13 protein-coding genes are annotated in these 12,740 nt (G+C 70.8%); 6 read left to right on the top strand and 7 right to left on the bottom strand.

Translation table 11 applies throughout. From position 1 onward, the window contains the following. Positions 1-44: 44 nt before the first annotated feature. Together PIR02_14695 and PIR02_14690 are read right to left on the bottom strand one after the other, a co-directional pair. The gene (locus tag PIR02_14695; protein ID WZH36003.1) at positions 45-1,343 is read right to left on the bottom strand and encodes a citrate synthase; all 1,299 of its coding nucleotides are present in this window, start codon (positions 1,341-1,343) and stop codon (positions 45-47) included. A gap of 257 nt (positions 1,344-1,600) precedes the next feature. Continuing rightward, the gene (locus tag PIR02_14690; protein ID WZH36002.1) at positions 1,601-2,437 is read right to left on the bottom strand and encodes an AraC family transcriptional regulator; all 837 of its coding nucleotides are present in this window, start codon (positions 2,435-2,437) and stop codon (positions 1,601-1,603) included. An 82-nt stretch (positions 2,438-2,519) separates the two neighbouring features. On the opposite strand from PIR02_14690, the gene PIR02_14685 reads away from it, so the two are divergent. From PIR02_14685 to PIR02_14660, 6 genes are read left to right on the top strand one after another with little or no spacing between them, the layout of a single operon-like run. Continuing rightward, on the top strand, positions 2,520-3,575 hold the full coding sequence (locus tag PIR02_14685) for an ABC transporter substrate-binding protein (GenBank protein WZH36001.1): 1,056 nt from the start codon (positions 2,520-2,522) through the stop codon (positions 3,573-3,575). A 6-nt stretch (positions 3,576-3,581) separates the two neighbouring features. Further along, positions 3,582-4,634, top strand: coding sequence for an iron chelate uptake ABC transporter family permease subunit (locus tag PIR02_14680; protein WZH36000.1), 1,053 nt, complete (start codon positions 3,582-3,584; stop codon positions 4,632-4,634). Continuing rightward, on the top strand, positions 4,631-5,680 hold the full coding sequence (locus tag PIR02_14675) for an iron chelate uptake ABC transporter family permease subunit (protein WZH35999.1): 1,050 nt from the start codon (positions 4,631-4,633) through the stop codon (positions 5,678-5,680). The genes PIR02_14680 and PIR02_14675 overlap by 4 nt, the downstream gene beginning before the upstream one ends. Beyond that, complete coding sequence (locus PIR02_14670) at positions 5,677-6,480, top strand: ABC transporter ATP-binding protein (protein WZH35998.1); 804 nt, start codon at positions 5,677-5,679, stop codon at positions 6,478-6,480. Before PIR02_14675 ends, PIR02_14670 begins: the two co-directional genes overlap by 4 nt. Beyond that, the gene (locus tag PIR02_14665) at positions 6,477-8,060 is read left to right on the top strand and encodes an ABC transporter ATP-binding protein (protein ID WZH35997.1); all 1,584 of its coding nucleotides are present in this window, start codon (positions 6,477-6,479) and stop codon (positions 8,058-8,060) included. The genes PIR02_14670 and PIR02_14665 overlap by 4 nt, the downstream gene beginning before the upstream one ends. After that, complete coding sequence (locus PIR02_14660) at positions 8,057-9,796, top strand: ABC transporter ATP-binding protein (GenBank protein WZH35996.1); 1,740 nt, start codon at positions 8,057-8,059, stop codon at positions 9,794-9,796. The genes PIR02_14665 and PIR02_14660 overlap by 4 nt, the downstream gene beginning before the upstream one ends. 1 nt (position 9,797) lies before the next feature. Here PIR02_14660 and dapC read toward each other — a convergent pair whose 3' ends face one another. From dapC to PIR02_14635, 5 genes are read right to left on the bottom strand one after another with little or no spacing between them, the layout of a single operon-like run. Continuing rightward, complete coding sequence (gene dapC / locus PIR02_14655) at positions 9,798-10,901, bottom strand: succinyldiaminopimelate transaminase (GenBank protein ID WZH35995.1); 1,104 nt, start codon at positions 10,899-10,901, stop codon at positions 9,798-9,800. A 3-nt stretch (positions 10,902-10,904) separates the two neighbouring features. Next, positions 10,905-11,225: a ferredoxin family protein gene (locus tag PIR02_14650; GenBank protein WZH35994.1), complete on the bottom strand. Its 321-nt coding sequence runs from the start codon at positions 11,223-11,225 to the stop codon at positions 10,905-10,907. A gap of 51 nt (positions 11,226-11,276) precedes the next feature. Next, positions 11,277-11,672, bottom strand: a complete 396-nt coding sequence (locus PIR02_14645) for a histidinol dehydrogenase (protein ID WZH35993.1) — start codon at positions 11,670-11,672, stop codon at positions 11,277-11,279. Positions 11,673-11,693: 21 nt separating this feature from the next. After that, on the bottom strand, positions 11,694-12,008 hold the full coding sequence (locus tag PIR02_14640; GenBank protein WZH35992.1) for an AzlD domain-containing protein: 315 nt from the start codon (positions 12,006-12,008) through the stop codon (positions 11,694-11,696). Next, positions 12,005-12,733: an AzlC family ABC transporter permease gene (locus PIR02_14635; GenBank protein ID WZH35991.1), complete on the bottom strand. Its 729-nt coding sequence runs from the start codon at positions 12,731-12,733 to the stop codon at positions 12,005-12,007. The genes PIR02_14640 and PIR02_14635 overlap by 4 nt, the downstream gene beginning before the upstream one ends. Positions 12,734-12,740: the final 7 nt, after the last annotated feature.

The following is a 12,740-nucleotide window of genomic DNA, read 5'->3' as shown; positions in this document are numbered from 1 at the left end:
CCCCGCCCTCGCGAGAGGGACGGGGCGCTTCGGGATGCGGTGTCTCAGCCGATACCGGGGTAGTTCCGCTCGGCGGCGCCCGTGTACAGCTGCTGCGGGCGACCGATCTTCGTCTGCGGGTCGGTGATCGCCTCGCGCCACTGGGCGAGCCAGCCGGGCAGGCGCCCGATCGCGAACAGCACGGTGAACATGCGCGTGGGGAAACCCATCGCCTTGTAGATCACACCGGTGTAGAAGTCGACGTTGGGGTAGAGGCGACGCTCCTTGAAGTAGTCGTCCTCCAGCGCGATCTGCTCGAGCTCCTTGGCGAGATCGAGCAGCGGGTCGCTGACGCCGAGAGCCTCGAGGACCTCGTCGGCCGCTTCTTTCACGAGCTTCGCGCGCGGGTCGTAGTTCTTGTAGACCCGGTGGCCGAAGCCCATGAGCTTGACGCCCTCTTCTTTGTTCTTCACCCGCTCGACGAAGCGCTCGACGCTTTCGCCGGAATCGCGGATGCGGCCGAGCATCTGCAGCACGGCTTCGTTCGCCCCACCGTGCAGCGGACCCGAGAGGGCCTGGATGCCGGCGGAGATCGACGCGAACTGGTTGGCACCGGTCGACCCCACAAGGCGCACCGTCGAGGTGGAGGCGTTCTGCTCGTGGTCCTCGTGCAGCATCAGCAGCAGGTCGAGCGCCTTGGTCATGACCGGGTTGATCTCGTACGGCTCGCTCATGACGCCGAAGTTCAGCTTGAGGAAGTTGTCGACGAAGCTCAGCGAGTTGTCGGGGTACAGGAAGGCCTGGCCGACGCTCTTCTTGTGGGCGTACGCCGCGATGACGGGGAGCTTGGCGAGCATGCGCACCGTGTTGAGCTCGACGTGCTCGGGGTTGTGCGGGTCGGACTCGGACTCGTAGTACGTCGACAGCGCCGCCGTCGCGGCCGACAGCACCGACATCGGGTGAGCCGTGGGCGGCAAGGCGGAGAAGAGGCTCTTCAGGTCTTCGTGCAGCAGCGTGTGCCGGCGGATTCGCTCGTCGAACGAGGCCAGCTCGGATGCTGAGGGCAGTTCGCCGTAGATCAACAGCCACGCGACCTCGAGGTAGGTGCTGTTGCGCGCCAGCTGCTCGATGGGATACCCGCGATAGCGCAGGATGCCCTGGTCGCCGTCGATGTAGGTGACGTTCGACTTCGTCGAGGCGGTGTTGACGAAGCCGTAGTCGAGGGCCGTATGACCCGTCTGCTTCGTCAGCGTCGAGACGTCGATGCTCGGAACGCCGTCGGTACCTCGCAGGACCGGGAATTCGGCGGTGGTTCCCCCCACCGAGAGGGTGGCCTTGTCCTGCTGCGTGCCCGCGTCGCTCACCGCGCCTCCTTGCGATTTCTGGTCGCCCAATTCGTTGGGCCACGGGGGCGGAGGCACCCGCGGCCGTTCTCGACCGGTGGATGCCACGAGTGCGGCCTCACGGTCGACACACGCTCGGAGGGATGCCCGAACATAGTGCTTTTACAGCCTAGTAGGCCGGGGCACGTACAGATGACACCGCCAAAGGATGCCCCCATCGAATGGAGGGATCCTCCTCATCGCGCGCGTTGATCCCCCGACCCCCGGCGACGATCCGATCAGCGGTCAGGGCTGCGCGAGCGCGCGGCGTACGCCGCCGGCGTCACGCCGAAGCGTCCGCGGAAGGCGGAGATGAAGCTGCTGACGGAGTCGTACCCGACGGCGAGCGCCACGGCGTGCACGGGCTCCCCCTGCAGGAGGCGGCCGACCGCGACATGGAGGCGTGCCCGCACACGCCATTCGCGGAACGTCCGACCGGTGTCGGCGAGGAAGGCGCGGGCGATGGTCTTCGCGCTGACACCCGCCTCGCGCGCCCACGCGTCGAGATCGCGACCGTCGTCGGGAGCCTCCAGGAGAGCCACCGCAATGGCCCGCGCACGCGGGTCCTGCGGGAGCGCGACGACCTCGCGCGAGACGGGGGCCTCGGCGACGAGGTCGCTGAGCAGGGCGTAGCACTCCTGCCGACGCACCTCGGACCTCCCCTCCACGGAGAGGTATCTCAGCAGCGATGCCCCCAGCGGGTCGAGCGCGAGGACCCTCGCCCGAGTCCACCCCGAACGAGCCGGGCGGTGCCGCTGGTCGACGTAGGCGCTGACGAGCTCGCCCGGCTCGGTGAAGCGCATCTCGTGCAGGACGCCGGTGGGGATCCATGCCGCGTGATCGCGGCGGAGGTGCCACCGGTCGGTTCCGACCGAGAGCTCCATGGACCCGGATGCCATCCACGCGAGCTGATCCTCTTCGTGGCGATGCAGATCGAAACCGCTACCGACGTCCACGAATGTCGACGTCACGGCGAACTCCGCGAATGTCCAGTGACGAGCATCGGTCGCGGCGTCCACGGCATCCGAGGCTGTCGGATGTTCGCCACGCGACATCAGCGAGTCCGGAATCAGCACGGGGTGTCTCCTCACGACGATGGCGGCCAGAGTAAGGCAAGGCTAACCTAGCGGCGCCCATCCCCGTCTACCGAGAGTCGCCATGCCCGCTTCCCTCCCCCGCTCCCGCTCCGCGCGTCTCGCCACGCTCGGCACCGTCCTCGCCGTCGCGGCCTCCCTCCTGACCGGTTGCGGAGGCACGACCGAAGCGGTCGCCGACAACACCACCTACTCGACCGAACCGAGCGACTCCTTCCCCGTCACCGTGACGCACCAGTTCGGTGAGACGACCGTCGAGGCAGAGCCCCAGCGCGTCGTGGTGGTCGGCCTCACCGAACAGGACATCCTGCTCGAACTCGGCACGCCCCCGATCGCCACCACCGAGTGGTACGGCGAGCAGCCGTACGCCGTCTGGCCCTGGGCGACGCCGCTGCTGAACGGAGCGGAGCCCACGGTCCTCAGCGCGACCGACGGCTTCGAATTCGAGAAGATCGCCTCGCTCGAGCCCGATCTCATCGTCGGCACCAACGCGAACATGACCGCGGACGACTACACGAAGCTCAGCGCGATCGCCCCGACCATCGCGAGCGTGCCGGGCGCCGAACGGTACTTCTCGGACTGGAAGGGACAGACCCGTCAGATCGCCCAGGCGATGGGGCGCAGCGCCGAAGGCGAGCAGATGATCACCGGGATCGAGGAGCAGTATGCCGCTGCGGCAGCCGCCCACCCCGAGTTCGCGGGGAAGACGGCGTCGTTCTCGCAGGGCGGCCCGTGGGAAGGGAGCATCTACGTCTATCCCGACGGTCTCAACACCGACTTCCTCACGGATCTCGGCTTCGTGATGACTCCGGGCTTGGAGAAGTACGTGCAGCAGGCAGGGGCCCAGGCGGCCATCTCGGGCGAGAACATGTCGCTCATCGACGCGGATGTGATCGTCTTCGCGACCGAGAGCGCCGAGTCGCTGCCGGACCTGCTCGATTTCGGAACCACGCGGTCGCTGTCCGCGGTCACCGAGGGTCGGGCCGTGTACACCGACGCCGAACTCGCCGGGGCGATCTACTTCCTGACCCCGTTGAGCCAGAAGTACGTCATCGACAAGCTCGTACCGCGCCTCGAGAAGGCCGTCGCGGGCGAGTCGCCGCAGAGTGTCGAGGGCTGACCGGCGGTGACGACCCCTCTCGCGGTCGCGCCGCGCTCCGTGGCACGGCGCGACCGCCCTGCCGTTCCGCGTCGCCGCCGGGCCGTCGGCCTCTTCCTCGCCCTGGGCGCGTTGGTGGTCGCGGCGGCCCTCAGCATCGCCATCGGCTCGAACGCGCTCTCTCCCGCGGACCTCTGGCACGCCCTCACCGCGCCGGGTGGGACGGTGACCGACCAGATCGTGCTCGATCTGCGCGTTCCCCGTACCGTCGCGGCGATCGTCGCCGGTGCCGCCCTCGGACTCGCCGGCGCGCTCATTCAGGCGTTCACGCGCAACCCCCTCGGCGACCCCGGCATCCTGGGAGTGGATGCGGGAGCCGCGCTGTTCGTCGCGATCGGCGTCGTGCTGGGCGCGGTGTCGGCCGTGCAGTTCCTGCCCTGGGCATTCGGCGGTGCATTGCTGGTCACCGTCGCCGTCTACGCCATCGGCGGCTCCGGTCGCGGCGGCCCCGACCCGGTACGCCTGACGCTCGCGGGGGTCGCCGTCGGCGCCGTCCTCCTCGGCATCACGAGCGCGTTGATGCTGCTCGACCCGGTCACCTTCGCACGTCTGCGCGGGTGGAACGCCGGATCGTTCGTCGAGCGCGGATGGGATGTCATCCTCCCCGTCGTCCCCTTCATCGGTGCCGGCACGATCGTCGCGCTCGCGTGCGCTCGTTCCCTGAACTCCCTCGGACTCGGCGACGAGCTCGCCGGCTCTTTGGGCACGCGCCTCGTGCGCACACGCGTGCTCTCGATCGTCGCGATCACCGTGTTGGCGGGATCCGCCACGGCGATCGCCGGTCCGATCGGGTTCGTCGGACTCATGGCCCCGCACGTGGCCCGGTGGATCGTCGGCCCCGACCAGAGGTGGATCCTTCCCTATACGATGCTCATCGCCCCGACCGTGCTGCTGCTGTCCGACATCGTCGGCCGTGTGGTCCTCTGGCCGAGCGAGGTACCCGTCGGAATTGTGACCGCCTTCGTCGGGGCTCCGGTTCTCATCGCTCTGGTGCGTCGGACGAGAGCGAGCGCGCTGTGACCCTCGTCGCGGGCCCGCGTACCGCCGTCGTACGTCGTGGACGCGCGTCTCTCCGGTTCCGCATCCGCACCGTCGTCACGGGCGGCATCGTGGCTCTCATCGCCGTCGCACTGGCCGTCCTCGCCCTCTGCCTCGGCGACCTGCCCCTCGGCCCCGCGCAGGTCGCGGGTGCCCTCCTCGGCGTCGACGACGGCTTCACCGCGACCGTCGTCCGCGAGTGGCGTCTCCCCCGCGTGCTCGCCGCCCTCCTCTTCGGCGCCGCGCTGGGTGTGTCCGGTGCGGTGTTCCAATCGCTGACCCGCAACCCGCTCGCCAGCCCCGACGTCATCGGACTGTCCGCGGGCTCCTATGCCGGCGGACTCGGCGCCATTCTTCTGCTCGGCGCGTCGGCGGGCAGCGTCCCGGTGTCCGCCGGGGCCATCGTCGGCGGCCTCGCCGCCGCTGCCCTCGTGTACGCGCTCGCCTACCGGCGTGGCATCCAGGGCTTCCGCCTGATCGTGGTCGGCATCGGCGTCTCCGCCATGCTGCAGGCACTCAGCACCTATCTGCTGCTTCGGGCCAAGGTGGAGGTCGCGATGGTCGCCGCGGTGTGGGGCGCGGGTTCGTTGTCGCCCGTGGGGTGGGCGCAGTTCGTTCCCGCTGCGGCGGTGGTCGTCGTCGCTCTCGCCGCGCTCGCGCTCTTCTCCGGCTCACTGTCCCGTCTCGAGCTGGGCGACGACGCGGCGCGCGCCCTCGGCGTCCGTGTCGAGGGCGCGCGCCTCGGCCTCGTCGTCTGCGCGGTTGCCCTCACCGCCGTGGTCACCGCCGCGGCGGGACCGATCGCGTTCGTCGCGCTCGCCGCGCCGCAGATCGCTCGGCGTCTCGCCCGCACCGCCGGCATCGCCCTCGTGCCGTCGGCGCTGGTGGGAGCGGTGGTGCTGCTGGCATCCGACGTCGTGGCACAGCACGTCGTGCCCACCCCATTGCCGGTGGGCCTCGTGACAGTCGTCGTCGGAGGCCTCTACCTCGTCTGGCTCCTCATCCACGAAACCCGGAGACGCGCATGACCGTTCCCGCCCGCCTCGACGCTCGCGGCCTGACGATCGGGTACGACCGTCGGATCATCTCGGACAACCTCTCGGTCGCCATCCCGGATGGGTCGTTCACCGTCATCGTCGGCGCCAACGCCAGTGGCAAGTCCACGCTGCTGCGCGCCCTCGCGCGGCTGCTGACCCCGACATCCGGCGAGGTGCGCCTCGACGATCGCCCCCTGAGCGAGTACCAGCCGAAGGAACTCGCCCGCGCGGTGGGGCTTCTGCCGCAGACCTCGCTCGCTCCCGACGGCATCACGGTGATCGACCTCATCGCCCGTGGCCGGTATCCCCATCAGGGGTTCCTCCGGCAATGGTCGGTCGATGACGAAGCAGCGGTGACGGAGGCGATGGATGCCACCGGCACCACCGATCTGGCGGGACGCCTCGTCTCCGAACTCTCCGGCGGTCAGCGTCAGCGCGTCTGGATCGCGATGTCGCTCGCGCAGGAGACGCCCATTCTCCTGCTGGACGAGCCGACGACGTTCCTCGACATCGCGCACCAGATCGAGCTGATGGAGCTGCTCACCGACCTCAACGCCCAGGGACGGACCCTCGTCGCCGTCCTGCACGACCTGAACCAGGCGGCGCGATACGGAAGCCACCTCATCGCCGTGAAAGACGGGCGCATCGTCGCCGAGGGGGCGCCCGCCGACATCGTCACCGCCGACATGGTCGAGGATGTGTTCGGCCTCGCCTGCGTCGTGACGCCCGACCCCGTCTCGGGCACTCCGGCGGTGTCGGCTCTCGGGCGCGATCGGACCTCCCGGCGATGAGGATGCTGCTCCAGGCCCCGCCGCAGCCCCTCGAGACCCGTCCCCTGCCGGTGACCGCGCGGACGACACCGCGCTCTCTCGCTTTCCGCGTGATGGGAGCGGCTCCGCGGTACACGGCTCCCGCTGCGCTCCTCTCGATCACCCACCAGGTCGGCGAGGCTCTCGTCCCGATCATCATGGGCGTGGCGATCGAACGGGCGATCACCGCCGCAGATCCCGCGCAGCTCATTCTGTGGCTCGGCGTGCTCGCCGCGGACTTCCTGCTGCTGTCGTTCTCGTGGCGCTTCGGTTCGCGGCTGGCCGAGCTCGGCATGCTGGCGGTCCAGCACCGGCTCCGCACGACCGTGGCGGCACACGTGCTTCGTCGCTCTCCTCGTCCCGGACGCCCCTCCGAACAGCCGGGGGTGGCCCTCTCGATCGCGACCTCGGATGCCAATCGGCTCTCGGAGGCCGTCGAGATCGGCGTCTACCCGCTCGGGCAGCTCGCCGCCGTGCTCTTCGGCGGTGCCGTGCTGGTGACGCTCTCCTGGCCTCTCGGACTCGCGGTACTCCTCGGCGCACCGCTGTTGCTCTGGCTCACGGAGCGCGCAGGCCGCAGGTTGCGGGACCGCAGCGGTGAGGAGCAGGAGGCCGCCGCGATCGCCGCCGGACGCGCCGCCGACCTCCTGAGCGGGTACCGCATCATCCGCGGGATCGGGGCCGAGGCCGAAGCGAGCCGCCGCTACCGCCGCGCCAGCCGTGCGGCCCTCGACGACACGCTGCGCGCCCGGCGTGCGGAGGGCGTGTTCGGCGGAGCGATGAGCATCGTGACGGGGCTGTTCCTCACTGCAGTGGCGGTCACCGCGGCGATCCTCACCCTGTCGGGCGCCCTCGGCCTCGGGGCGTTCATCGCGGTGGTGGGACTCGCGCAGTTCCTCCTCGACCCCCTCCGGTCGCTGTCGCTGTACACGGGTGCGTGGTGGGCGTCGGCGACAGCGTCCGCGGCCCGCGTGCTGGACGTTCTGCGAGACGCCGAACCCGTCGCGGACGTCGCTGAGGACACGCCTCGACCGGTACCCGTGCCGGACATCCGAGCGGAGGAGTTCCTCGTCGTGGCGTGCGACGGCGACAGCGCCGCGGACATGGTCGCGGCCCTGCGTGCTCGGCATCCGGAGGCACTCCACGCACCGCATGCCGCTCATCTGTTCACCGGGACGGTCACGGACAACGTCGTCTCCTCGGCTCCGGATGCCGCGCCGCCCGACCCCGCGACCGTGACGGCGGCCCTCCGGGCCGCCGCGTGCGACGACCTGGCCCACATCCTTCCCGACGGACTCGACAGTCGTGTCGGAGAGAACGGGACGGCCCTCTCGGGCGGTCAGCGTCAGCGCGTCGCCCTGGCGCGCGCCCTCGCGCGCGACCCCGAACTTCTCGTGCTGCACGAGCCGACCACCGCGGTCGATGCCGTGACCGAAGCGCGAATAGCCGAGCGGGTTCGCGCGGCCCGCCGTCACCGCCGAACGGTCGTCGTCACCCGGGCGCCGGCGTTCGCCGCGATCGCCGACCGCGTCGTTCGCCTCGGCGACGGAGCGAGCGCATGAACGCTCCGCTCCCTCTCGCGTCGGTTCGCGACGTCGCCCGAGAACTGTGGCGGTCCCTCCCGAGCGGGTGGTGGCGCCTGCCCGCGCTGATCGTCGTCGTCCTGGGGGCGGCCGTGGCAGGACTCGTCGGACCGCTCGCGCTCGGCGGGGTCGTGGATGCGATCGGCGCGGGCGACGACACCCCCGCCCTCGCGGCACTGCTCGCGGCCGCCATGGCCGGTGCGGTCCTGATCGGGGCCGTCCTCTCCGCGATCGGGATGGTCGCCGCGTCGCGGCTGTTCGAGAGCGCGCTCGCCGACCTCCGCGAACGCATGGTCGAGACCGCTCTTCACCTTCCGCCGACGCGGGTCGAGCGCGCAGGGACGGGAGACCTGATCGCGCGCGCCGGCGACGACGTCGCCGAGGTGTCGGACGCCATCCCGCGCGTGGTCCCCGCGCTGGCGGGCGCTGCCTTCACGATCGCCGTGAGCCTGGTCGGCATGGCCGTGATCGACCCCTGGTACGCCCTCGCTCTCGTGGCGATCACCCCCTTGCACGCGGTCGCCGTGCGTCGGTACCTGCGCACGGCACCCGGTGTCTACGCGGCCGAGCGTGCCGCGATGGCCGACCGCGCACAGCACCTCCTCGACGCGTTGCGTGGGCTCGAGACGGTGCGCGCGTACGGCACCGCGTCGACGCACCTGAACCGTATCTCGACCGCGTCGTGGACCGTCGTCCGGTGGAGCATGCAGGCTCGCGGCATCCAGAACCTCTTCTTCGCCCGGCTGAATGCGGCGGAGTACCTCGGAATGGCGGGGCTGCTCGTCGTGGGTTTCGTCCTCGTGTCGAACGGGAACGGAACGGTGGGCGGGACGACCGCGGCGATGCTGCTCTTCCTGCGCCTGTTCGGCCCTATCAACGAACTGCTCTTCGTCGTCGACGACCTGCAATCCGCCCTGGCCTCACTCGCGCGGATCGTCGGCGTCGTCCGCGCGGCGGAGCCCGGGGCTCACCGTCACGATCGAGCGCGGCCTGCCCTTCCATCGGCGACGGACACGCCCCCCGGCGGCGAGGTCGAGCTGCGTGAGATCACCCACGCCTACGACCCCGGCCGACCCGTGTTGCACGCCGTGTCGATGCGTGTCGCCGAGGGAGAGACCGTCGCGGTGGTCGGCGCTTCGGGCGCGGGCAAGTCCACCCTGGCCGCGATCGCCGCGGGCGTGCACGACCCCGAGACGGGCGAGGTACGACGCCCCGCCTCGGTCGCCCTGGTCACGCAGGACGTACACGTGTTCGACACCGACCTGCGTGAGAACCTCACCCTCGCCGCGCCCGCCGCGCACGACGCCGACCTGCTCGCCGCCCTGCGCCGCGTGGGTGCCGAATCGGTCGTGTCGCGCCTGCCCGGCGGACTGGACGAGCCCGTCGGCGCCTCGGGGACGCCGCTGTCGGCCTCTGACGCGCAGCATCTCGCCCTCGCCCGCGTCGTGCTGGCCGACCCCGCGTTCGTCGTCCTGGACGAGGCCACGGCGGAGGCCGGTTCTACCGAGGCGGGACGACTCGAGGATGCCGCTCTCGCCGCGGTGGAGGGACGAACGGCCCTCGTCGTCGCCCACCGTCTCAGCCAGGCCGCCGCGGCAGACCGGGTCGTGCTGCTCGACGCCGGACGCGTGCACGAAGAAGGCACGCACGACGACCTGCGCTCGGCGGGGGGAGCCTACGCGCGCCTGTGGGAGGCGTGGAGCCGCCCGGACTGAGTCATGGGGTCAGCCGCTCGGCTGCCGCCGCGATCCGCTCGTCGGTCGCGGTGAGAGAGAACCGGACGTGGTTCGGGAAATGCGTGCCGTAGAAGTGTCCCGGGCCGACGAGGATGCCGAGATCGGCGAGCCGTCCCACGCTCTCCCACGCGTCACGCCCCTCGGTCGCCCAGAGGTACAGCCCTGCCTCGCTCCGGTCGACCGTGAACCCGGCCGCCTCGATCGCGGGCTTCAGCAGCGCGCGGCGGCGCGCGTAACGCTCCCGCTGCGCGACCACGTGAGCGTCGTCGCCGAGAGCAACGGTCATCGCGCGTTGGACGGGCGCGGGCGGCATGAGGCCGAGGTGCTTGCGCCCCGTCAGGAGCCGGGCGACGAGTCGCCCGTCACCGGCCAGGAACGCGGCCCGATACCCGGCGAGATTCGACTGCTTGCTCAGCGAGTACACCGACAGCACTCTCGACAGATCGTCCCCGACGACAGCAGGGTCGAGCACGCTCGGCACCCGCTCCACGTCCCACGGGGCGTCCCACCCCAGCTCGGCGTAGCACTCGTCGGAGGCCAGGACGGCTCCCAGCTCGCGCGCCCGCGCGACGGCATCCGTCATCTCAGCGACCGACAACACCCGCCCATCGGGATTGCCCGGCGAGTTCACCCACACGAGCTTGGTGTTCGCGGGCCAGTCGGCCGGATCGTCGGATGCCACGGGCTCGGCGCCGACGAGACGCGCCCCGACCTCGTAGGTCGGGTACGCCGCGCGCGGATGAACCACGGCGTCTCCCGGGCCGAGACCCAGCAGCAGCGGCAGCAACGCGACGAGTTCTTTGGACCCGACCGTCGGCAGCACGTTCGCGGCCGTCAGTCCCGGCACGCCGCGGCGTCGGGCGTACCAGTCGGCGATCGCCTCACGCAGTGCCGGCGTCCCGGCAGTCTGCGGATAGGCGTGCGCGTCCGTCGCGTCGGCGAGAGCGTCGGCGACGACCGCGGGGGTCGGGTCGACGGGCGACCCGATCGACAGGTCGACGATGCCGGCCGGGTGTCGTCGCGCACGCTCCGCGTAGGGGGCGACGGCGTCCCAGGGGTAGTCCGCGAGGTCGGCGACGCCCACGGCTCAGTGAGCCTGCGGGGGAAGCGCGGTGATGACGGGGTGGTCCTTGGCGATCACGCCGACCTTGGCGGCGCCGCCCGGCGACCCGATGTCGTCGAAGAACTCGACGTTCGCCTTGTAGTAGTCCGACCATTCTTCGGGCAGGTCGTCTTCGTAGTAGATCGCCTCGACGGGGCACACCGGCTCGCACGCACCGCAGTCGACGCATTCATCGGGGTGGATGTAGAGCGAGCGCTCACCCTCGTAGATGCAGTCGACCGGACACTCGTCGATGCAGGCGCGGTCTTTGACATCGACACACGGAAGGGCGATCACGTAAGTCACCCGCCCAGTCTAATCGCGTCGGCGACCGGGCTTCTCCGGCTCGCGCAGGCCCTATCCTCCGGCCGGGGCCTCGGTGCGCATGCGGGAGACGTCGGGCCAGAAGGCCACGAGAGCCATGAGGATCGGACCGACGAGCGTCCACGCCAGGGCGATCCAGGCGGTATCGGGGGTCGCTGCGGCGACGATCGCCGATCCGCCGACACCGGGCTGCGAGAACAGGAAGGTCGCCCCGATGATCCCGAGTCCACCGGCGATCGAGTTGACCCGATCCTGCGTCAGCGTGCGCAGCGCGATGAGCAGCGCCGCACAACCGAGCGTGGCGAGGATGAGTCCCACGGGCACGGGGCCGATACGGAACGCGTGCCCGACGGTCGCGGCCGTCCCGTAGAAAGCGCCCACGAGGAACGCGACGAGCCACCCGACCACGCGCAGAATCACCGAACTCACCGCGTCAGTCTAGGTGCGCGTTCATGTGGCCCAGCCGAAGGAGCGGAGCACGGCCGCGGTGACAGCGGCCCCCGCCACGACGACGAGGAACGGGGCGCGGGCCCAGAGCAGCAGAGCCGCCACCGCGGCCGCGGGCACCCGGGCGTCGATCACGATCGCCGACCCCACGGCCAGCGTCTGGACCACCACGAGAGCGGAGAGCAGCGCGACCGTCAGCAGATCGGCGATGCGCGCCGGTCGTGGCGCTTCGAGCCAGCGTGCGGGCACGAGGTAGCCCACCGCCTTCAGCGCGAGACAGAGAACGGATGCCACGAGAACAGCTGCCCACAGGGTCATGGCATCCCCTTCTCTTCTGCGACGACCCGGGGCGGTGCCGTGGGACGGCGGGGGTCGAAGAGTCCGACCGCGACGGCGACTCCGGCTGCAGCGATGACGGGGATGCCCGGCATGAGCACGGGCGTCAGCAGCGCGGCGATCACTGCGGCGCCCGCGGCGACGGCGAGAGGTTGTCGGCCCCGCAGACGCGGCCAGAGCAGCGCGAGGAAGGCGGCCGCCGCCGCCGCGTCGAGGCCGTAGGCACGCGGGTCGCCGAGAACGTCGCCGAGGAGACCGCCCAGGAGGGTCGACAGATTCCACCCGACCCAGATCGCGATGCCCGTCACCCAGAATCCGGTGCGGCGCGCACGGGTGGTGTTCTGAGCGAGCGAGACGGCGACGGATTCGTCGATCGTGAACGGCGCTGCGGCCGCGCGCCGCCACAGTCCGCCGCCCACCACGGGCGACATCCGCATGGCGTAGGCGGCGTTGCGCACCCCGAGCAGAACGGCCGAGGCGATCGCGGCGGGGGCCGCCGCCACTCCCCCGGAGGCGATCACCCCGACGAAGGCGAACTGCGACCCTCCGGTGAACATCAACAGGCTCAGCACGCAGGTCTGCCAGACGTCGAGACCGGACGCCACCGAAAGCGCTCCGAAAGAAATGCCGTAGGCACTGGTGGCCAGGGCGACCGCGAGCGCTTGGCGAACCGCCGCACGCTCCGGTGTTCGGTCAATCGAACGCATGATCATC

The organism is Microbacterium enclense (genome assembly GCA_038182865.1).
In the GTDB taxonomy this organism is placed as follows: domain Bacteria; phylum Actinomycetota; class Actinomycetes; order Actinomycetales; family Microbacteriaceae; genus Microbacterium; species Microbacterium enclense_B.
Note: the sequence above shows the minus strand (reverse complement) of the source record. Positions and strands in the feature narration are given on the sequence as shown.